Here is a 20,240-nt window from a genome sequence, read left to right as displayed (position 1 = left end):
GCATCAGGGATGAGGGTCTAGGCAGGAGGAAAGATAATGGCTCAAAAGGAAAGAATACCGCAGCTTGATGTATTCCGGGCGATAGCGATTATTGCGGTCATAGCGATACACGCCACTTCGCGGACACTGGCGGAAACGCTGGATACCTCTTTGTTTCATCCGTTTCTGTTCATAAACAAGTTCAGCCAGTTCGCTGTACCTTCGTTTGTATTCCTAAGCGGGTTTGTGCTGTTCTACAATTATATTGACCGTCCGCTTGGCGGGAAGACACTCGCGAAATTCTATAGCCGAAGGCTGATTTATATTATTGTGCCTTATCTTGTTTTCTCGGTGCTGTACTTTATATTGAAAATGACTGCCGGGCATACATGGGGCATGCCTCTTAATGAGCAGGCGGCCAAATTCGGCAAATATCTGTGGACCGGTACGGCGTATACCCATCTGTACTATATTATTATCATTATTCAGTTCTATGTGCTGTTCCCGCTCATGCTCTGGTGTCTGCAGAAAGTCCGCCGTCTGGCGGCGTGGGCACCGCTCATCGGACTTGCCTTACAGTGGGGATTCGTGCTGCTGAACAAATATATGGCTAATCATGGATACTGGCAGCTGTCCAAGGGCAGTCTTGCAATTACGTACTTCTCTTATTTCCTGCTCGGTGCAGCGATTGCGGTATATTACAGCTCTTTGAAAAAGTGGCTGATTCCTACCCGTGAAGGGTGGCGCTCCGGTAAGGGTGCAAGCTGGATTGTGCTGTGGTTCTTATGGGCCGCTGCAGGAATTGTTCATGTGGAGCTGTGGTTCAACAATTATACGAAGAAGACGGTCATCAACAGTCTATGGTATGAAGGCTTCTCCAATCTTCATGCGCTGCTCTCTTGTCTTGTGCTGTTCCAGCTGTCCTTCCTGCTGTACGGAGCGGGGCGCAGCCTGCTGGCAAGATTGCTGATCTCTGCAGGTGCCTGCTCCTTCGGGATATATCTGCTGCATCCGGCGCTGCTCTTCTTCTATAGAAAGCTGCCGCTGCACGGCGGATCGCTTGCCTACACGGCTGCCATTGCCGGGGGCTGGCTGGTGGCCTTCGCCGGCTCCTGGCTGGTCGTCGCCCTCGTCTTCCGTTATGTGAAGCCGGCCTGGGTACTGTTTGGTTCTGCGCCGCAGAAGGTTAAGCGGGCGCCTGAAGCAACAGTGTAGCTGGGTGCCTTGAAATGCAGTAATGAAGGGGACTTCAAATCCAGAATGATAAAAGCGCCGACTGGCCGCAGATGCGGGCCAGTTGGCGCTTTTATTCATATATTGGCAGGATTGCAGACTACTCTCCGGCCTGTTCGCGCTGGAAATCGGCAATCGCCTGATATTGGCCTTCGAGGCTGCGGTATACGGAGATATAGATGGGCAGCAGCTGCTTATAGACTTTGGCATGTGCCTGGACGGGTTCATGGCGGTGGGTCGAGCCAATCATGCCGAATACGGAATCGAAGGAATCGATCCGGCCGATGGCGTACAGCCCGAGGACAACGGCGCCAAGACAGGAGCTCTCGAAGCTCTCAGGGACTACCACCTCCTGATCAAATATGTCCGCCATCATCTGCCGCCATAGAGCGGAGCGGGCGAAGCCGCCGGTAGCCAGGATTCTGGCCGGCTGGCCGATAATTTCCTCCATAGCGAGCAGGACGGTATACATATTGAAGATGACACCCTCCAGCACAGAGCGGATCATATGCTCTTTGCGGTGATTCATGCTCAGTCCGAAGAAGGAGCCGCGCGCATCGGGGTTCCACAGCGGGGCACGCTCACCGGTCAGATAGGGATGGAAGAGCAGGCCACTGCTGCCTGGCGGTACCTGCTCGGCGATCCGGGTCAGGACCTCATAAGGATCAATACCGAGGCGCTTCGCGGTCTCTACCTCAGAGGCGGCGAACTCATCACGCACCCAGCGGAACAGCATGCCGCCATTATTCACGGGGCCGCCAATAACCCAGTGCTTGTCCGTTAGTGCATAGCAGAAGGTCCGCCCTTTCGGGTCGGTCAGCGGCCGGTCGACCACGGTGCGGATGGCACCGCTGGTTCCTATAGTCGCGGCAATAACCCCCGGCTCTATGGCACCGACCCCCAGATTGGATAGGACACCGTCACTGGCGCCTACGACAAACGGTGTGGCGGCCAGAAGTCCAAGCTCTTCCGGAAGCCCCGGAAGCAGCCCCTGCAGGATCTGCGTGGTGGGCACCGGTCTTGATAGACGTTCTGGAGTAATTCCGGCGATACGGAGCGCCTCAGCGTCCCAGTCAAGCTTCTCCAGATTGAACATACCTGTAGAAGAGGCAATGGAGTGATCAATTACATATTTGCCGAACAGCTTGAAGAAGATATATTCTTTAATGGAGATGAATTTATGGGTCTGGCTGAACAGCTCCGGATGCTCCTCACCGAGCCACATCAGCTTGGTAATTGGAGACATCGGATGGACGGGTGTTCCTGTCCGCATATACAGCTCATGCCCGTTCAGTTCATTCTTCAGCCGCCGGGCAGCTGCACTGCTCCGGTTATCGGCCCAGGTGATGCAGGCGGTAAGCGGTTTGCCGGAAGAATCTACAGCAATCACGCTGTGCATGGCCGAGCTGAAGGAGACAAGCAGAACCTGTCCAGGAGGGACGTGGCTGTCCTGCATGACTGAAGAGATAGTGTGCAGGACAGCCTGCAGAATCTGACCAGGGTCCTGTTCTGCTACAGAAGGGGAAGGCTGATGCAGCGGATAGCCCTGGTTGCTCTGTGTGACGATTGTTCCGTTCTCCTCGAAGAGGACAGCCTTGGTGCTGGTGGTTCCAATATCAACGCCGATCATATAGGATGTACTCAAGCCGTCAGTCCTTCTTTCTGCTCTGAAATAGATACCGGGAATACTTAATGCAGGAAATAAAGTACAATTATATTATATATTTCGTATGAAACATTCTGAAGTTCATGTTCTACAGCTTATTATATTCGCAGGTAATCACGGTGGCAAAGAGAGGATGGATAGGCGCTGCTTAACATATAGTCCAAGCTTCCGAAACTGGCGGGTATAGAAGGAGATTGTTGACGCAAAAGGATAGTCCGTGATACGATATTACCACTGCTTTAGTTTACTACCACTTTACCATATTAAAGCGATTTAAGATGCTTCTTATGATATCTGATGAGGTGAAAAGTGAAGATGTCCAAACCAAAGGGATTCGAAAAGCCTGCCGGCGTACGGGATTATCTCCCGCGTGCGGTAACGAAGCTGCGCAAGATTGAGAACGATGTGCTGCACTGCATGAGCCGCTGGGGCTACCGCCAGATGATTACTCCCACCCTTGAATATTACGATACGGTCGGTGTGGCCAGTTCCACGTCAGACCAGAAGTTGTATAAATTACTGAATAACCGCGGTCAGGCACTCGTGCTGCGTTCAGAAATGACAGCGCCCGTTGCCCGCGTAGTCTCCTCCTTATTGAAGGACGAACCGCTGCCGCTGCGCCTTTCCTATCATGCCAATGTCTTCCGTGCTATCGAAGAGGAGGCCGGCCGGGAAGCGGAATTCTTCCAGACCGGAGTGGAGCTTGTCGGAGATGATTCACCAGAGGCGGATGCTGAGGTCGTTGCACTGGCAATTGCCTCGCTGGAGGCCGCGGGAGTGAAATCTTTTAAAATTGCGATAGGGCATGTAGGCTTCCTCGACGGTCTGTTCCAGGAAGCGGTATCCGGCCTCCCGCAGGCCCAGGAAGAGCTGAAGAGTCATCTGCTGGGCCGTGATTATGTCGCTTTCCGGGAGACGCTGCGCCGCCTGGAACTGCCGGAAGCCCAGAAGAAGGAACTGGACGGACTGCTGCGGCTGCGGGGAGGCAAGGAAATCTGCGGACAGGCGCTGGAGCTCAGCAGCCATCCGCTGGCACGCGCTTCCATTGAGCATTTATGCAAGGTATGGGAGGTGCTTGTCGCATACGGCGTCTCTCAGCATGTGCTGATTGATCTGACGATGATCGGTGATTTCTCCTATTATACGGGCATGACGTTTGAAGGTTATGCTTCGGAGCTGGGCTTCCCGGTGTGCAGCGGCGGAAGGTACGACAATCTGCTTCAGCAGTTTGGACGCCCGATTCCGTCGACAGGCTTCTCACTGAAGACCAACCGCATTCTGGATGGTGTATCCGGAGTGACCGAAGAGGAAGAACTGCCGGTACTGGTCCAGTACGATGCCCTGCGGCGTCAGGAAGGTCTTGCTGAGGCGGCCCGGCTGCGGAATGAGGGCCACGCTGTGGTAACCCGGCTGGCGGCAGGCCCGGAAGAGCTGAAGGTTGTGAAGCGCCTGGATACGGATACCGTAGAGGCAGAGGGTGAACGTTACGGAGAGATTTATACGTTTGTGTCTTTTATCAGCGAGCATGGCTGATCTCATAAATGTGGAATGAAGCAATAGGTGACAATAAGTGAAATGAAGGAATATGTGAACCCAAGTAATCCCTGCAATTATATAGGGTAGCGGAAATTGAAATGGAGGCGGGTATGAATGGCACAGATTCTTAAGGTAGCCATGCCGAAAGGCCGGATTTACAACAAAGCGGCAGAGCTGTTCCGCAAGGCGGGACTGCCGATTCCTCCGGACGGGGAAGAATCACGCAAGCTGGTGATTTCACTGCCGGAAGCCGGAATGGAGTTTATTCTTGCCAAGCCGGTAGATGTGCCTACATATGTAGAGTATGGTGTAGCGGATATCGGTATTGTCGGCAAAGATGTACTGCTGGAAGAAAACCGTGATGTGTACGAGCTGCTTGATCTGGGAATCGCCCGCTGCCGGATGTCGATTATCGGACTCCCGAACTGGCAGCCGGGCATCCAGCAGCGGGTAGCGACCAAATATCCGAACGTGGCCTCACGGTACTTCCGTGAGCAGGGCCAGCAGGTCGAGGTTGTGAAGCTGAACGGCTCGATTGAGCTGGCGCCGCTGATTGGACTGGCTGACCGGATCGTGGATATGGTGGAGACCGGCCAGACCCTGAAGGATAACGGGCTGGTGGAAATGACCAGTATCTTCGAAATTACCAGCCGCCTGGTGGCCAACCGGGTAAGCTACCGGATGAAGAATGAGGAAATTCAGCAGCTGTGTGACCGCCTGCAGGCCGTGATTGCAGGCCCGGAGCTGCAGATTAAATAAGCTATACAGATTGAACTTTAAAAGATGAAAAAAGGATAGAAGTGACGAAGGAAAAGTTTGGAACTGTAGGAGCGGAAGTCCAAACATTATCCGTAGTTACGGCTGAGCCTAGCTAGTAAATAGAAAGTTCAGGGGGGAAGCAGCGGTGAAGGTCCAGTCCAGTAAGGAGTTTAAGCTGCAGCGTGAAGTGGAATACGGCACGCCGGAGCAGAACAAGGCGGTACGTGAAATCGTGGCCGGTATCAAACAGGAAGGTGATGCGGCATTGCTCCGGTATACGGAGCGCTTCGACGGCGCAGTGCTGACGCCTGCGCAGCTGCGGGTAACGCAGGAGGAGCTAGAGGCCGCCTATGGCCGGGTAGAGGAGTCCTTCGTGACGGCAATCCGGGCGGCAGCTGTCAATATCCGTGCGTTCCATGCGCGGCAGAAGCGCAATTCCTGGATGGATCTGCAGCCGGACGGCACGATCCTCGGACAGATCATCCGCCCGCTGAAGCGGGTGGGCGTCTATGTTCCCGGGGGCAAGGCAGCGTATCCGTCCTCGGTGCTGATGAACGTTATTCCGGCACAGATCGCCGGCGTGCCGGAGATCGTGATGGTTACACCGCCTTCGACGGGCGGCTTCGAAGGCATCGATCCCTATATTCTCGTTGCCGCCGCTGAAGCGGGCGTAAACGAGATATACCGCGTAGGCGGCGCGCAGGCGATCGCCGCCCTGGCCTTCGGCACGGAATCCATCGTGCCGGTCGATAAGATCTGCGGGCCAGGGAACATTTACGTGGCCCTGGCCAAACGCGAGGTCTACGGCGCTGTCGATATCGACAGCATCGCCGGACCGAGCGAGATCGTCGTGCTCGCCGACGATACCGCCGAGGCCGCCTACGTCGCGGCCGACCTGCTCTCGCAGGCCGAGCACGACGAGATGGCCTCGGCGATCCTTGTGACGCCGTCGCAGCGTCTCGCGGAGGCCGTTGCTGCCGAAGTAGAACGGCAGCTGCAGACGTTGCCGCGCGAAGCTATCGCGCGGGCCTCGGTGGAGAACTACGGCGCGATTATCGTCGTGGAATCGATCGAGGAGGGCATCTCCATTGTGAACCGGCTGGCGCCGGAGCATCTGGAGATTGTAGTGGCGGACCCGATGGCACTGACCGGCGCGATTGAGAACGCCGGGGCAATCTTCCTGGGTCCGTACAGCTCGGAGCCGGTCGGCGATTACTTCGCCGGACCGAACCATATTATACCGACCAACGGCACAGCAAGGTTCTCCTCGCCTGTGGACGTGGATGATTTCATTAAGAAATCCAGCCTGATCTATTACAGCAAGGAAGCACTGCTGCGGGACGGGGCGGCGATTATGGAGCTCGCCCGGCGTGAGGGTCTGGAAGGCCATGCCCGCGCAATAGAAATCCGGCTGGAGAACGAAGCGAAAGGTGGAGACGGAAATGGAGAACAATAATAATGAAGTGGCGCTGCGCAAGGCCGGACTTAGCCGTACAACCAACGAAACGGACATCGCGTTGACCTTTGCTGTGGACGGCAGCGGAGTTTCCGAGCTGGAGACCGATGTGCCTTTTCTGAATCATATGCTGGATCTATTCACCAAGCATGGACAGTTTGATCTGAGCGTACAGGCGCGGGGCGACATCGATATCGATGACCACCACACGGTTGAGGATATCGGTATCTGTCTGGGACAGGCGCTGCGGGAAGCGCTTGGCGACAAAAAAGGCATCAAGCGTTACGCGAGTGTCTTCGTCCCGATGGATGAGGCACTGGCTCAGGTAGTGATTGATATCAGCAACCGGCCGCATTTTGAATACCGGGCTACGTATCCATCGCAGCAGGTAGGCAGCTTCTCTACGGAGCTGGTTCACGAATTCCTCTGGAAATTTGCGCTGGAAGCGAGAATTACGCTGCATGTCATTGTACATTACGGCTCCAATACCCATCACATGATTGAAGCGGTCTTCAAGGCACTGGGACGGGCGCTGGATGAAGCGACACAAGTGGACCCCCGGGTGAAGGGTGTGCCTTCGACGAAGGGAGTGCTGTAGCATGACCGTTGCAATCGTCGATTACGGCATGGGCAACCTGCACAGTGTCAGCAAGGCGGTGGAACGCCTGGGGTATACGAGTCTGGTGACGGCAGATGCCGGTGAGATTCTGGCGGCAGACAGCGTGATCCTGCCGGGTGTCGGTGCATTCGGCGATGCGATGGAGCATCTGCGGGCGAGCGGAATGGATGTTGTAGTTAAGGCTGTAGCTGAAGCGGGACAGCCGCTGCTGGGTATATGCCTTGGTATGCAGCTGCTGTTCAGCAGCAGCGAGGAGCATGGCGAGCATAAGGGGCTGGATCTTCTGCCGGGCTCGGTGGTACGCTTCGCACCCCGTGACGGCTACAAGGTGCCGCATATGGGGTGGAACAAGCTGGGCTTCCTCCAGCCGGCGAGTCCGCTTCTGACCGGCCTTGAAGAAGGGCATGTCTACTTCGTCCATTCCTATCATGTGCTTGCAGGTAGCGACAGCGACCTGCTGGCGGTCACGGATTATGGACATCCGGTAACGGCTGTAGTCGGGCGGAACCATGTGTACGGCATGCAGTTTCACCCGGAGAAGAGCGGTGAGCTTGGCATCAAGCTGCTGGGGAATTTCCTGCGGCTTCGAAGAGAGCAGGCGTGAAGCCTGAATAACTATATTTGCAAATTGTAATGAAAGCGGGGAGCGCTACATGTCTTCTTTTATCGTATATCCGGCGATTGATATCCGTGACGGCAAATGTGTCCGGTTGCAGCAGGGGGATTACAGCCAGGAAACCATTTATAACGACAGTCCGGTTCAGGTGGCCAAGTCTTGGGAAGAGCAGGGCGGACAGTTTATCCATCTGGTCGATCTGGACGGCGCTAAGGCCGGGCATCCCGTTAATGATGCCATCATCGGAGCCATTGCCAGGAATGCCAATGTTCCGGTTCAGGTCGGCGGCGGTCTCCGCACGCTTGCGGATGTGGAGAAGCTGCTGGGTCTTGGCATCAGCCGGGTCATTATTGGAACGGCGGCGATCAATGATTATGCTTTTACAGAGGCGGTTCTCGCGAAGTATGGCGATAAGATAGCGATCGGTATTGACGCCCGTAACGGCTATGTGGCTACGCATGGGTGGCTGAATACCTCCGAGGTGCGCGCCGAGGATCTGGCCAAGGAGCTGGCAGCCAAGGGTGCAGAGACCTTCATCTACACAGACATCTCCCGTGACGGGATGATGCAGGGACCGAACGTGGAGGGTATTCTATCCATGGCCGGGGCGAGCGGCAAAACCGTAATTGCCTCCGGCGGTGTTACCAGCCTGGACGATCTGCTGCGTCTGAGCGTACATAGCAGCAGCGGGATCGGTGGAGCGATTGTCGGCAAGGCGCTCTACACCGGCAATATTGATCTGGCTGAAGCCCTGCAGGCGCTGGGTAAGGCGTAGGGGTTACGGGCTTAGTAATTACTTTTGTTAGCCTGTGAAGGAGGGGTCTTGGATGTTAGCCAAACGGATTATCCCCTGTCTGGATGTGAAGGACGGGCGGGTGGTAAAAGGCGTTAATTTCGTAAATCTGCGCGATGCCGGAGATCCGGTGGAGCTGGCGGCTTTATATGATAGCGAAGGTGCAGATGAGCTGGTATTTCTGGATATCTCCGCTTCAGTGGAAGGGCGGGCGACTATGGTTGAGGTCGTGCGGCAGACTGCCGGGGAGATTGCTATTCCATTCACGGTGGGCGGCGGGATTTCTACACCCGAGGACATGAAGCGGATCCTGCGCGCCGGTGCGGACAAGATCGGCATTAATACGGCAGCTGTCAATAATCCGCAGCTGATTCTTGAAGGCGCCCGCCACTTCGGCTCCCAGTGCATTGTGGTGGCGATGGATGCCAAATATAATGAAGCTTGGGGCGAGTGGGAAGTGTACACTCACGGCGGACGTACGCCTACCGGTATCCGGGCGCTTACCTGGGCCAAGGAAGCTGAGCGGCTGGGAGCGGGCGAAATCCTGCTTACGAGCATGGACGCGGACGGCACGAAGGACGGCTTCGATCTGAAGCTGACGGCAGCAGTCTGCGATCTGCTGAGCATTCCCGTAATTGCTTCCGGCGGTGCGGGAAGAATTGATCATTTCTATGATGTATTTACCGCAGGCAAGGCAGATGCCGGGCTTGCGGCAACTATTTTTCACTATAAAGAGATTGCCATTCATGATTTGAAGGCTGATCTGAAGCAAAGAGGGGTAGAGATCCGATGAGCGAGGACAAGAAAGACATAGCGCAGATCCAGCAGGAGGCATTGTCAGGCATCCGCTGGAATGAAGCCGGCCTGCTGCCGGCAGTGGTGCAGGATGCCCGTACCCTGGAAGTATTAATGTTCGCCTATATGAATCCGGAGTCACTACGGCTGTCACTCGAGAGCGGCCAGACCTGGTTCTGGAGCCGTTCGCGTAGTGAGCTCTGGCATAAGGGCGGAACCTCCGGCAATACCCAGGCCATCACCTCCATCCATTACGATTGTGACAGCGACACCTTACTGGTAAAAGTAGTGCCGGAAGGACCGGCCTGCCATACGGGTGAGAATAGCTGCTTCTTCCGCGAGATTCCCCTCGATTCACCGGCAACAGCTGAAGCAGCGGGAGGTACAGTTAACTCGGCAGCAGCAGGCCATGACCGCTTTGCTGTACTGGGTGAGCTGGAGCGCGTAATTGCCGAGCGGGAAGTGAACCGTCCGGAAGGGGCGTACACTACTTATCTGTTTGATAAGGGCGTCGACAAGATTCTCAAGAAGGTCGGCGAAGAAGCCTCCGAAACTATTATCGCCGCCAAAAATAAAGATAATGCCGAGCTTCGCCTTGAAGTCAGCGATCTGATCTATCATTTACTGGTCCTGCTGCAGGAGCGGAAGCTTCCGCTGGATGAGATTCTGAAAGAGCTGAGTGCCCGCCATGAACGGCCTCGCCGGGACTAGGAGGAAGTTTCAGCATGCGTATTGATTACCATACCCACCATGAGCGCTGCGGCCATGCCGTAGGGAAGCTTGAAGAGTATGTGCAGCGCGGCATCGCGCTCGGGCTGCAGCAGCTTGGACTGTCCGATCATCTGCCGCTTATCCATGTAGATCCGGAGCACTATTATCCCGAGATGGCTATGCCGCTTGCGGAGCTTCCGCGTTATGTGGAGGAATGTCTTACGCTGAAGGAGCGCTACCGCGGAACGATTGAGCTGCGGGTGGGGCTTGAAGCGGATTATATCGAGGGATATGAAGAGCAGATCCGCGAGCTTTTAGCACCCTATCCGTGGGACTATCTGATCGGGTCGGTGCATTTTCTCGGAGAATGGGATATTACGGACCACCGGCAGACCCATGGCTGGGAAGGCCAGGACGTGATGAGCGTCTACCGCCGATATTATGATGCAGTGCAGAAGTCGGCGTTATCGGGATTATATGATATTATAGGACATATGGATGTCATCAAAAGGTTCGGTTACGGGCCGCAGACTCCGGAAGGAAGAGCCGAGGCCAGAGCACTGGAGCTGGAGACGCTCAAGGTTATATCCGGCAGCGGAATCGCGATGGAGCTGAATGCTTCGGGACTCACTAAGCCTTGCGCCGAGATGTTCCCGGCTGAGCATGTGCTTCAGCAGGCGTATGCCCTGGGTATTCCGCTCACCGTGGGCTCAGACGCCCATGACCCTCTGAAGCTGGGAGACGGCTTACAGGAGGCGCGGGAAATGCTGTGGCGCACGGGCTTCCGTGAACTGGCTGTGTTCGAAGGACGCCGCCGCACATCCGTCCAAATATAAGAATGTATAGGCTTCGCGCTATATATTATCCTTCTATTTCTCGCTGAAACGGTACCGTCCATACAAGGACGGCAAAGCCGTTTCCACTTGCGTTCGAAGTTTAAATTATAATCCCAGGAGGGTACTATGCATCATCAATTACGTATTTTTTCCGGTTCGTCGAATCCGAAGCTGGCCGCTGATATTGCGGAGCGCCTTGGCGCACCGCTGGGCCTGATTAAGCTGACACGTTTCAAGAGCGGCGAGATTTATGTGCATTATGAAGAGAGCATCCGGAACTGCGACGTATTTTTGGTGCAATCCCTGGCTCATCCGATTAACGAGCTGTTTGTAGAATTGCTGGTCATGATCGACGCTGCCAAACGCGCATCGGCAAGAACAGTGAATATTATTGTTCCTTATTACGGGTATGCCCGGCAGGAGCGCAAATCTGCGCCGCGTGAGCCGATCTCGGCCAAAATGGTTGCCGATGTGCTGACCACTGCAGGAGCTACCCGCGTGATAACTATTGACCTGCATGCAGCGGCTATTCAGGGATTCTTCAACATTCCCGTGGATCATCTGACTGCGCTTGATCTGATCAGCGGCTATTTGAAGATCAAAGGCCTCTCCGATCTGGTAGTCGTATCACCCGATGCAGGCCGCGCCTCCATGGCTGAGAAGCTAGCCAGCCGGCTGGACTCTCCGTTTGCCATCATGATCAAGAAACGTCCGGCTCATAACGAATCGGTGATTACCCATGTCATCGGAGACGTTGAGGGAAGAACGCCGATTATTATTGAGGATCTTATTGATACGGGGACCACGATCGTCAATGTGGTAGAAGGGCTGAAGGAGCGCGGGGCCCGGAACAGCATCGTCTGTGCTACGCACGGGCTGTTCTCCGGAGATGCGCTGGAGCGGATGGATCATCCCAATATCGACGAAATTGTCGTCACGGATTCTATTGCGCTGCCGGATGAGCATTCCAGCAGATTCTCGGTGCTCTCTGTTGCACCTATGCTGGCAGAAGCCACACGTATTATCATCGAAGGCGGTTCCATAGACAAGCTATTTAGAGACGCGGGGATATAGTCCCTGCGTTTCTTTTTTACAGTTATGCTGCAGCAGCAACTTTTCAAGCGTTTACCTCCCCTTAACTCTCCTCCCAGGTTGAGAATCTCACTACCACATGTGGTATACTGTGTGAAGAAGACAGCCAAGTCCATAAATGGAAACGAAAAGAACACTTAAGACAGGGAGTATGGGTATATATTTGATGCCGCTCTCCTATTTTTCGTTAGGCTAGGGAAGCTTACAAAGGGAGGTGCCTTGCTTCCATGATTGAGAAAACTTCAGAGAATGATACGGACAGCGGTAATGTGATTCCGGTCACTCTGGATGCCAATTTTTTCTTTGAAAGAGCCGTACGGTCGCTTGACCGCTTTCAATATGATAAGGCATTAAAGAATTTTCGCAAAGCTGTTGAATATGAGCCGGATAATCCGGTGAATCATTGCAACATGGCGGGTATATTATCTGAGATGGGTAATTACACAGCATCTAATGAGATTCTGACCCATGTACTGGAGAAGATTGATCCCGCAATGACCGAATGTCATTTCTATATGGCTAATAATTACGCCAATATGGAAAGCTTTGAAGAGGCGGAGCGTTCGCTGGTCACGTATCTGGAAGAGGATGCCAGCGGCGAGTTCATGGCCGAATCCGAAGAGCTGATGGAGCTGCTGCAATATGAGCTGAACCGTCCTGCTCCGCTTGTGCGGATCCGCAGCCGTGAGGGTGTGGTCGAGCATGACCGGGCCCGCAGTCTGCTGGAGGAGGGCAAGTTTCCCCAGGCCGTAGAGCTGCTGGAAGAGATCATTGCGACCTCGCCGGACTTTCTGGCTGCGCATAATAACCTGGCCCTCGCTTATTTCTATATGGGCCGGTTTGCCAAAGCGAAGGAATGCCTGAACGAGGTGCTGAAGCAGGACCCCGGCAATCTGCATGCGCTCTGCAATATGGCGATCTTCCTGCAGTATGCAGGTGACAAGGAGCAGCTGGATTCTCTGCTGGGCATGCTTGAAGCCACTGTGCCTTTTCATCAGGAGCATGTATTCAAAATGGCCACGACGATGGGCATCCTGGGCAGACATACTGCAGCATACAGCCACTTCCGGCGTCTGCTGAAGGATGAAGAGGTCGCGGGAGACGCCGGCCTGTATCATTACTGCGCAGCAGCGGCCAGCAACAGCGGCCTCTACACTGAAGCCCTGCGCTGCTGGAGACAGGCTGCGAAGCTGGACCCTGAGTCGGCCGTGCCGGCATTCTTCCTGTCCCAGCTCCAGCAAGCCCGGGGAGAAGACAGACCTATGCCTGCTGTCAGCTATAATTACCAATTGCCTTTCCAGGAGCAGCTTAAGCAGTGGAAGGGGAATACAGGCAAGTTCACCGAAGAAGTACGGAACAATCCGCTGCTGCGCGCCTCGTTCTTCTGGGCGCTGCGCTACGGCGATTCCTCCACGAAGCTCCAGGTGACCGAAGCCCTGCGCTGGATTGAGGATGAGGAGATGTCCGAGGTACTGCGCGGAGTTCTGGAGCATCAGCCGCTCCAGGAGGACCGGCTGCAGGAGGCGGCGTTGTTCAGCCTGCAGCGGCTGATTGGAGAGAATCTGGAAGCAGCAGCTCCTGAAGAAGAGCAGGTGCAAGCGGCTTCCAGCCCCAAGGGCCCCGCTGAATGGAAGGAAGACTGGCAGCGGATTATCGATCATACGGTGGCCATGATGGACCGGAGGTATGATGCTGCGCAGAAGAAGGATGCAGAGTTTATCTGGAAGCAGTTCATCGGCAGCCTGTATCCGGATGTACCGTTATTCCGCAATGACGGCGGCTGGTGTGCGGCACTGGAGTACCTGACTGCCAGGCTGCACGGGCGTCCGGTCACCTTCCGCGAGGCGGCACAGCGTTACGGCGTCTCGGTCTCCATGGTAAGCCGTTATGCACGGCGGATCGACAGTGAATGCGATACCCAGGGCATGCTGCCGGGAACGGACGGCTTGTCGCCGTCCACCACCAATATTTGAACCCTTTTTTCAAATATAAGAATCTATACGCTACTTGTAAGGAGGCCAATGTAATGTACAAAACGATTGTAATCGGAACAGGCCCGGCCGGGCTGACTGCCGCGATTTATCTGGCGCGCGCGAACCTGAGCCCGCTCGTAATTGAAGGCTTGCAGCCGGGAGGACAGCTGACAACGACGACAGAAGTGGAGAACTTTCCAGGCTTCCCTGAAGGAATTCTGGGTCCTGATCTGATGGACAACATGCGTAAGCAGGCCGAACGCTTCGGCGCTGAATTCAAGAATGGCTGGGTGGAGTCGGTTGACTTCTCGCAGCGTCCGTTCAAGGTGACTGTAGACGGAATGGGTGTACTGGAAGCGGAGACGGTCATTATTTCGACCGGCGCCTCCGCCAGATACCTGGGTATCCCGGGTGAGCAGGAGAATGTAGGACGCGGGGTCAGCACCTGTGCGACCTGTGACGGATTCTTTTTCCGTAACAAAAAGATTGTCGTGGTCGGTGGCGGCGATTCCGCGATGGAGGAAGCCAGCTTCCTGACCCGCTTTGCTTCCAGCGTAACGCTAGTTCACCGCCGTCCGGAGCTGCGTGCTTCGAAGATCATGCAGGACCGCGCACGCGACAACAGCAAGGTGTCATGGGCACTGAACCGCACGCCGCTTGAGGTAACCGTCGGCGATACCGGAGTTAAGGGCATCACCGTCCTTAACAATGAGACGGGTCTTACCGAGCTGGTGGAAGCGGATGGTGTATTTGTTGCTATCGGACATACACCTAATACCGCTTTCTTGGGCGGTCAGATTAACACGGATGCCAATGGTTATATCGTGGTTAATCCGGGCACCACAGAGACGAATATTCCCGGCGTATTCGCTTGCGGCGACGTGCAGGATACGCGTTACCGTCAAGCGATATCGGCAGCCGGCACCGGCTGTATGGCCGCCATGGATGCCGAGAAGTTCCTGGAAGGCACCATGGTGCATGACTGGAGCGAATCGCTCGATAAATAATACGGCGCTTGCCGTAAGCTTCTAAAGTTTTTGCGTACGGGCCGGCAGCTCCAGAAATGGGACTGCCGGCTTTTTGGCGTACCCTTATTCGGTTATGTGAAACTATGCACATGAACCAGCGTAAACCACATTATCCAATACAAGGGAGTGTATGAAATGGGGACTAAGGATTGGTTCAAAGAAAGTGAACGGTTTAATGAAGCAGCGGCATTCTATGATATGTACCGGCCGAGCTATCCCTCCGCGCTTATTGAGCGGATAATAGGAGAAGCCTCTCTGACTACGGAGTCCAGAATTCTTGAGATTGGTGCGGGCAGCGGTAAAGCCTCCGAGTTGTTTCTGGATCGCGGGTATGAGCTAACCTACATAGCTGTCCCTATGCTGTTACAGGCGTATGGGCAGCTTTTTCCTTAAAAGCTAATATGTTGTGGGGTTATTTTATACTTAGTGACTGCAATCACAATTTGCCCCCTTGCCCTATGCTAAGCTGTTGCTGAGAAGGATTCTCAATTGTGAGGTGTGCAGATCATGAGTAAGGTATTGAAGCTGAATGAATCTATATTGGAACTGGTAACCAGGCACCCGGAAGCCATAGATATTATGGCCAGTCTGGGTTTCCATGATATAACGAAGCCTGGAATGCTGCAGACGGCAGGCAGGTTCATGACATTATCCAAGGGCATGAAATTAAAGAGAATAGAGCTGGAAACCGTTCGGCTGGCCTTTGAGCAGCACGGCTTCGAGATTATTGAATAGAAGGAGAGAATATAATGAGCGAACTGATTAATAACCGTGAAGTGGATGTACCGGAGCAGACGCGCCGCCAGGCTATGCTGAAGGAGATCATCAAGGAGCTGCACGCGGGTAAAAGTGTAGAGGAAGTGAAGGCGCGTTTTGCCGAAGCGGTAGGCGATGTGACCGTAGCGGAAATTTCCGCCATGGAGCATTCCCTGATGACCGAAGAGGGTATTCCGGTAGAGGAAGTGCAGCGCCTATGCTCCGTGCATACGGCCATCTTCAAGGGCTCAATTGAGCAGATTCACCGCTCCTCGAAGGCTGAAGAGCAGCCGGGGCATCCTGTGCATACCTTCAAGCTGGAGAACCGTGAGATTGAACGGCTGGTTAACTTCCGGCTGGAGCTGCACACAGACAAGTTCAAGAAGAACGCCAGCGAAGAGATCATCTTCAAGCTGCTGGAGGATCTGAGCCTACTGCTCGACCTCGACAAGCATTACAGCCGCAAGGAGAATCTGCTGTTTCCTTACTTAGAGAAGTACGGCATTTATGGTCCAACCAAGGTAATGTGGGGCGTGGATGACGGGATCCGCAATATGATTAAGGAAGCCAAGAAAGCACTCAGCGCGTATAGCGGGGAGTCTGAGCAGATTGCAGCTTCACTGGAGGAGATCATTAAAGAAGTCAACGAGATGATCTTCAAAGAAGAGAATATTCTGCTGCCGATGGCGCTCGATAAGCTGACTGAAGATGAATGGGTCAAAATCGCCCGCGAAAGTGACGAGATCGGCTTCTGCCTGACCGCGCCGGAGCAGGAATGGATTCCGGAGCGTGCCGCTGAACCGGAAGGTGCCCAGAGCCAGGAAGAAGGAGAAGCCGCATCACCGCAGGGCTTCATCCGCTTTGAGACCGGCCTGTTGTCGCTTCATCAGCTCGAGACGATGATGAATCATCTGCCGGTGGATTTGACCTTTATCGATGAGAACGATGTGGTCCGCTACTTCTCGCATGGCAAGGAACGGATCTTCGCCCGGACCAAGGCGGTTATCGGCCGTACGGTGCAGAACTGTCATCCGCCGCAAAGCGTGCATGTGGTGGAGAAGCTGCTGGCAGATTTCAAGGCAGGCATTAAGGATGCTGAGGATTTCTGGATTGCCATCAAAGATAAATTCATCTATATCCGCTATTTCGCAGTACGTGATGAGACCGGGCGCTATATGGGGACGCTGGAGTTCACACAGAATATTGCTCCGATCCGTGCCTTAGAGGGGCAAAAGCGTATTTTGTCGGAATAATGGCAGATTTACAGGGACCAGGGCAATAGAAGATTACTTTCAGACTTTCTTGCCTGCCGGGCGAGAAGGTCTTTTTGTTAGGCGGGTTGTCCGCAGACGGAGCATGTCAAAATATCCCATACCGCTTCCTGAAGAACATTGCCCCGGGTGTATCGCCTTTCCTTGACCGCAGGGGAGGCTTCTATTATAGTGGGTACGTAGGATTAACTATTTTAGCATAGAAAAAGGTGGCTTGTAACATGTCTGAAAATATCTACGTTGGCGTGGATTTAGGTGGAACCACGATTAAGGTTGGAATCTGCAATGCCGAGGGAAGCCTGCTGCACACTTACGAAGGTCCAACGGGGACCGCAGACGGCGTCGATGCCGTTATCGATAATATCGAGAAGTATGTGCGCCTGATTGTGGAGGACTCTCCGTATTCCTGGGAACAGCTTGCCGGTGTGGGAGCCGGGCTTGCCGGGTTTACGAATATTCGTGAAGGAATCATCATCCTTGCGCCTAACATAGGATTTAGAGATGTGCCGATCCGTTCCATTCTGGAAGGTCGTTTGAACAAGCCTGTCAAAATAGACAATGACGCCAATGTGGCTGCGCTGGGCGAGGCTTGGAGCGGTGCAGGACGCGGCATTGAGAATTGTGTCTGCTATACGCTGGGTACAGGGGTAGGCGGCGGAATTATTATCAATGGCAAGGTGTATCAGGGCTTTGCCGGACTGGCCGGAGAGCTTGGCCATATTACAGTAGTTCCCGATCTGGAAGCTATCCAGTGCGGCTGCGGAAACATGGGCTGTTTGGAAACCGTTTCCTCTGCGACTGGTATTATCCGCATGGCGAATGATGCAGTGGCCCGCGGGGACCGCACCACTCTGTCCACGGTGGAGAAGATTGCGGCCAAGGAAGTCTTTGACGCTGCCAAGGCAGGCGATGAAGTCGCTCTGCGTATTGTGAACCGCGCAGCATTCTACCTGGGCAAATCGATGGCTTCGGTGGCTGCGGTACTGAATCCGGAAGTGTTTATCGTAGGCGGCGGCGTATCCAAAGCCGGCGATATCCTGTTTGATGAAGTCCGCCGTGTATTCGCCAAGCTAACACCTGCACCTCTGCAGACTGGTGTTACCATCGTGCCTGCGGAGCTTGGCAATGATGCCGGTATTATTGGTGCGGCAGGTCTTTTGCTGCGTTCTTAAGGAGCAGGAATTATTCATATACTAACCTTAGGGAGGGGACGCTCTAATGACCGAATTCGAGCAAATATCGCCCGGTCGTGCCACCCTGATCATCATTACCGGCATGTCGGGAGCAGGCAAGACGATTGCAGTGCAGAGCCTGGAGGATCTCGGCTTCTTCTGCGTCGATAATCTTCCGCCAGTGCTGATCCCGAAGTTCGCCGAACTGATTGAGCAGTCCAAAGGCAAAATCGCCAAAGTGGCGCTCGTGATCGACCTCAGGGGACGGGAATTCTTCACCGCTCTGTCGGAGTCTCTGGCCTATATCAAGGACGAGTCGACCATAGGCTTTGAGATTCTTTTCCTGGATGCAACAGATTCAGTGCTTGTACAACGCTACAAAGAGAGCCGGCGTCACCACCCGCTTGCTCCCAAGGGCATGCCGCTTGACGGTATCCGGATGGAGCGCCAAATGCTGGAAGAGCTCAAGAATTCAGCTACCCTGTGTCTGGATACCAGCAGTATGAAGCCGGCACAGCTAAAAGAAAAAATTGTGTCACGGTTCTCCCATCTCGGGAAAAGCACTCTCTCCGTTAACATTACTTCGTTTGGGTTCAAGTATGGTATTCCGATTGATGCTGACCTGGTGTTCGATGTCCGCTTCCTGCCTAATCCGCATTATGTGGATCAGCTGCGGCCCAAGACAGGCCAAGACAACGATGTGTATGACTATGTAATGAAATGGCCTGAAACGCAGACGTTCCTGACCAAGCTGCTTGACATGCTTCAATTTCTTATTCCGCAATACCGCAAAGAAGGCAAATCCCAGATTATTATCGGCATCGGCTGTACAGGCGGCAAACACCGTTCCGTAGCCATTGCGGAATATCTGGGCAAAATGCTGGGGGTAAGCGAGACGGAATCGGTAGCAATCAGCCATCGGGATTCCGAACGTGATCGGCATTGACGAGAGAAGGGATGAGTAGTGACTGAAGAACAAGGGCAGCGTCCGAAGATCGTCGTCATGGGCGGCGGTACCGGGCTGTCTGTTATGCTTCGGGGATTGAAGGAGAAGCCGCTGGATATTACGGCTATCGTAACTGTGGCAGATGACGGGGGAAGCTCCGGGATTCTGCGCAGTGAGCTGCAAATGCCGCCTCCGGGGGATATCCGTAACGTCCTGACGGCTATGGCCGATGTGGAGCCTCTGATGGCGCAGATCATGCGCTACCGTTTCAGTACCGGAGAGGGCCTCGCCGGACACAGCCTGGGCAATCTCATTCTGGCAGCGCTGACAGACATCTCCGGTGATTTCGTTACGGCAGTCAGAGAGCTTAGCCGCCTTTTCGCCGTCCGCGGCCGGGTGCTGCCCGCTGCAGGCGAAGCGGTGGTACTGCACGCCGAGATGTCGGATGGTACCCTGATAACCGGCGAATCCAAAATACCGGAGGCCGGCGGTATAATCAAACGTGTATTCCTGGAGCCTGCCGATGTGGAGCCTCTGCCGGAGGCGCTGGATGCGATCCGGAATGCGGATGCCATTCTGCTCGGTCCGGGCAGTCTGTATACAAGCATTCTGCCGAATCTGCTGGTACCGAAGCTGGCTGAAGCCGTCGTGGCCTCGGATGCAATCAAAATATTTGTATGCAATGTAATGACCCAGCCCGGTGAAACGGATAATTATACGGTCAGTGATCATCTTCAGGCGGTGTACGATCATATCGGACTGCATCTGTTCGATTATGTAATTGTGAACGACGGAGAGATCCCGGAGCAGGTACAGATCAAATATGCCGAGAAAGGCGCACGTCCGGTGCAGCTTGACCGCGATGTCGTTGACGGCAACGGATATAAGGTGATTGCCGACAAACTGGTATTATTCAAAACCTATTTGCGGCATGATACAGATAAGCTTAGCCACCATATTTTCCAGCTGGTTCAGGATTGGATTGACAGAAAGAGTTAACATG

Annotated in this window: 20 protein-coding genes; 19 read left to right on the top strand and 1 reads right to left on the bottom strand. The window is 54.3% G+C overall.

Features of this window, described 5'->3' with window-relative positions; translation table 11 throughout:
* The first annotated feature begins 36 nt into the window (after positions 1-36).
* Complete coding sequence (locus GC101_RS33515) at positions 37-1,194, top strand: acyltransferase (RefSeq protein ID WP_171720831.1); 1,158 nt, start codon at positions 37-39, stop codon at positions 1,192-1,194.
* A gap of 118 nt (positions 1,195-1,312) precedes the next feature.
* Here the strand turns inward: GC101_RS33515 and gntK are convergent, their stop codons facing one another.
* On the bottom strand, positions 1,313-2,842 hold the full coding sequence (gene gntK / locus GC101_RS33510; RefSeq protein WP_425497172.1) for a gluconokinase: 1,530 nt from the start codon (positions 2,840-2,842) through the stop codon (positions 1,313-1,315).
* A gap of 351 nt (positions 2,843-3,193) precedes the next feature.
* Between gntK and GC101_RS33505 the strand changes: the two genes are divergently transcribed.
* The 18 genes from GC101_RS33505 (at position 3,194) to GC101_RS33420 (ending at position 20,236) form a co-directional block, all read left to right on the top strand.
* Positions 3,194-4,411, top strand: a complete 1,218-nt coding sequence (locus tag GC101_RS33505; RefSeq protein WP_042132740.1) for an ATP phosphoribosyltransferase regulatory subunit — start codon at positions 3,194-3,196, stop codon at positions 4,409-4,411.
* Between the two features lie 117 nt (positions 4,412-4,528).
* Positions 4,529-5,173: an ATP phosphoribosyltransferase gene (gene hisG, locus GC101_RS33500; protein ID WP_039302355.1), complete on the top strand. Its 645-nt coding sequence runs from the start codon at positions 4,529-4,531 to the stop codon at positions 5,171-5,173.
* 145 nt (positions 5,174-5,318) lie between these two features.
* Positions 5,319-6,629, top strand: a complete 1,311-nt coding sequence (gene hisD, locus GC101_RS33495; protein WP_171720829.1) for a histidinol dehydrogenase — start codon at positions 5,319-5,321, stop codon at positions 6,627-6,629.
* Complete coding sequence (gene hisB, locus GC101_RS33490) at positions 6,616-7,227, top strand: imidazoleglycerol-phosphate dehydratase HisB (protein WP_039302361.1); 612 nt, start codon at positions 6,616-6,618, stop codon at positions 7,225-7,227. The genes hisD and hisB overlap by 14 nt, the downstream gene beginning before the upstream one ends.
* Position 7,228: 1 nt before the next feature.
* Positions 7,229-7,852 carry an imidazole glycerol phosphate synthase subunit HisH gene (hisH, locus tag GC101_RS33485; protein WP_171720828.1) on the top strand — a complete coding sequence of 208 codons (624 nt, stop codon included), beginning with the start codon at positions 7,229-7,231 and terminating at the stop codon, positions 7,850-7,852.
* A gap of 49 nt (positions 7,853-7,901) precedes the next feature.
* Positions 7,902-8,639: a 1-(5-phosphoribosyl)-5-[(5-phosphoribosylamino)methylideneamino]imidazole-4-carboxamide isomerase gene (hisA, locus tag GC101_RS33480; protein ID WP_171720827.1), complete on the top strand. Its 738-nt coding sequence runs from the start codon at positions 7,902-7,904 to the stop codon at positions 8,637-8,639.
* 52 nt (positions 8,640-8,691) lie between these two features.
* On the top strand, positions 8,692-9,450 hold the full coding sequence (hisF, locus tag GC101_RS33475; RefSeq protein ID WP_039302370.1) for an imidazole glycerol phosphate synthase subunit HisF: 759 nt from the start codon (positions 8,692-8,694) through the stop codon (positions 9,448-9,450).
* On the top strand, positions 9,447-10,163 hold the full coding sequence (hisIE, locus tag GC101_RS33470; RefSeq protein WP_171720826.1) for a bifunctional phosphoribosyl-AMP cyclohydrolase/phosphoribosyl-ATP diphosphatase HisIE: 717 nt from the start codon (positions 9,447-9,449) through the stop codon (positions 10,161-10,163). The genes hisF and hisIE overlap by 4 nt, the downstream gene beginning before the upstream one ends.
* Positions 10,164-10,177: 14 nt before the next feature.
* Entirely contained in the window at positions 10,178-10,999 is an 822-nt protein-coding gene (gene hisJ, locus GC101_RS33465) for a histidinol-phosphatase HisJ (RefSeq protein WP_076243416.1), read from the top strand.
* A gap of 126 nt (positions 11,000-11,125) precedes the next feature.
* Positions 11,126-12,073 carry a ribose-phosphate diphosphokinase gene (locus GC101_RS33460; protein WP_039302378.1) on the top strand — a complete coding sequence of 316 codons (948 nt, stop codon included), beginning with the start codon at positions 11,126-11,128 and terminating at the stop codon, positions 12,071-12,073.
* Positions 12,074-12,318: 245 nt separating this feature from the next.
* Positions 12,319-14,064, top strand: a complete 1,746-nt coding sequence (locus tag GC101_RS33455; RefSeq protein WP_171720825.1) for a tetratricopeptide repeat protein — start codon at positions 12,319-12,321, stop codon at positions 14,062-14,064.
* Positions 14,065-14,117: 53 nt separating this feature from the next.
* Positions 14,118-15,071 (top strand): thioredoxin-disulfide reductase, encoded by a 954-nt coding sequence (gene trxB / locus GC101_RS33450; RefSeq protein ID WP_171720824.1) that lies wholly within the window; start codon positions 14,118-14,120, stop codon positions 15,069-15,071.
* A gap of 156 nt (positions 15,072-15,227) precedes the next feature.
* Positions 15,228-15,485: a class I SAM-dependent methyltransferase gene (locus tag GC101_RS33445; protein WP_171720823.1), complete on the top strand. Its 258-nt coding sequence runs from the start codon at positions 15,228-15,230 to the stop codon at positions 15,483-15,485.
* 114 nt (positions 15,486-15,599) lie between these two features.
* Positions 15,600-15,827 (top strand): DUF1858 domain-containing protein, encoded by a 228-nt coding sequence (locus tag GC101_RS33440; protein ID WP_171720822.1) that lies wholly within the window; start codon positions 15,600-15,602, stop codon positions 15,825-15,827.
* 14 nt (positions 15,828-15,841) lie between these two features.
* Positions 15,842-17,101, top strand: coding sequence for a DUF438 domain-containing protein (locus GC101_RS33435; RefSeq protein WP_171720821.1), 1,260 nt, complete (start codon positions 15,842-15,844; stop codon positions 17,099-17,101).
* Between the two features lie 239 nt (positions 17,102-17,340).
* Entirely contained in the window at positions 17,341-18,291 is a 951-nt protein-coding gene (locus GC101_RS33430; RefSeq protein WP_171720820.1) for an ROK family glucokinase, read from the top strand.
* A 46-nt stretch (positions 18,292-18,337) separates the two neighbouring features.
* A complete protein-coding gene (rapZ, locus tag GC101_RS33425; RefSeq protein WP_039302396.1) occupies positions 18,338-19,237 on the top strand; it encodes an RNase adapter RapZ in 900 nt (299 codons plus the stop codon).
* A gap of 57 nt (positions 19,238-19,294) precedes the next feature.
* Positions 19,295-20,236 carry a gluconeogenesis factor YvcK family protein gene (locus GC101_RS33420; RefSeq protein WP_171720837.1) on the top strand — a complete coding sequence of 314 codons (942 nt, stop codon included), beginning with the start codon at positions 19,295-19,297 and terminating at the stop codon, positions 20,234-20,236.
* Positions 20,237-20,240: the final 4 nt, after the last annotated feature.

Origin of the sequence: Paenibacillus phytohabitans (assembly GCF_013141775.1) — a bacterium.
GTDB classification, from domain to species: domain Bacteria; phylum Bacillota; class Bacilli; order Paenibacillales; family Paenibacillaceae; genus Paenibacillus_AQ; species Paenibacillus_AQ phytohabitans.
Note: the sequence above shows the minus strand (reverse complement) of the source record. Positions and strands in the feature narration are given on the sequence as shown.

What these genes read in the sequence shown, in the direction of transcription:
- GC101_RS33515 (WP_171720831.1), top strand. Translation starts at nt 37, where the DNA reads ATGGCTCAAAAGGAAAGAATACCGCAGCTTGATGTATTCCGGGCGATA.
- gntK (WP_425497172.1), bottom strand. Translation starts at nt 2,842, where the DNA reads ATGATCGGCGTTGATATTGGAACCACCAGCACCAAGGCTGTCCTCTTC.
- GC101_RS33505 (WP_042132740.1), top strand. Translation starts at nt 3,194, where the DNA reads ATGTCCAAACCAAAGGGATTCGAAAAGCCTGCCGGCGTACGGGATTAT.
- hisG (WP_039302355.1), top strand. Translation starts at nt 4,529, where the DNA reads ATGGCACAGATTCTTAAGGTAGCCATGCCGAAAGGCCGGATTTACAAC.
- hisB (WP_039302361.1), top strand. Translation starts at nt 6,616, where the DNA reads ATGGAGAACAATAATAATGAAGTGGCGCTGCGCAAGGCCGGACTTAGC.
- hisH (WP_171720828.1), top strand. Translation starts at nt 7,229, where the DNA reads ATGACCGTTGCAATCGTCGATTACGGCATGGGCAACCTGCACAGTGTC.
- hisA (WP_171720827.1), top strand. Translation starts at nt 7,902, where the DNA reads ATGTCTTCTTTTATCGTATATCCGGCGATTGATATCCGTGACGGCAAA.
- hisF (WP_039302370.1), top strand. Translation starts at nt 8,692, where the DNA reads ATGTTAGCCAAACGGATTATCCCCTGTCTGGATGTGAAGGACGGGCGG.
- hisIE (WP_171720826.1), top strand. Translation starts at nt 9,447, where the DNA reads ATGAGCGAGGACAAGAAAGACATAGCGCAGATCCAGCAGGAGGCATTG.
- hisJ (WP_076243416.1), top strand. Translation starts at nt 10,178, where the DNA reads ATGCGTATTGATTACCATACCCACCATGAGCGCTGCGGCCATGCCGTA.
- GC101_RS33460 (WP_039302378.1), top strand. Translation starts at nt 11,126, where the DNA reads ATGCATCATCAATTACGTATTTTTTCCGGTTCGTCGAATCCGAAGCTG.
- GC101_RS33455 (WP_171720825.1), top strand. Translation starts at nt 12,319, where the DNA reads ATGATTGAGAAAACTTCAGAGAATGATACGGACAGCGGTAATGTGATT.
- trxB (WP_171720824.1), top strand. Translation starts at nt 14,118, where the DNA reads ATGTACAAAACGATTGTAATCGGAACAGGCCCGGCCGGGCTGACTGCC.
- GC101_RS33445 (WP_171720823.1), top strand. Translation starts at nt 15,228, where the DNA reads ATGGGGACTAAGGATTGGTTCAAAGAAAGTGAACGGTTTAATGAAGCA.
- GC101_RS33440 (WP_171720822.1), top strand. Translation starts at nt 15,600, where the DNA reads ATGAGTAAGGTATTGAAGCTGAATGAATCTATATTGGAACTGGTAACC.
- GC101_RS33435 (WP_171720821.1), top strand. Translation starts at nt 15,842, where the DNA reads ATGAGCGAACTGATTAATAACCGTGAAGTGGATGTACCGGAGCAGACG.
- GC101_RS33430 (WP_171720820.1), top strand. Translation starts at nt 17,341, where the DNA reads ATGTCTGAAAATATCTACGTTGGCGTGGATTTAGGTGGAACCACGATT.
- rapZ (WP_039302396.1), top strand. Translation starts at nt 18,338, where the DNA reads ATGACCGAATTCGAGCAAATATCGCCCGGTCGTGCCACCCTGATCATC.
- GC101_RS33420 (WP_171720837.1), top strand. Translation starts at nt 19,295, where the DNA reads ATGGGCGGCGGTACCGGGCTGTCTGTTATGCTTCGGGGATTGAAGGAG.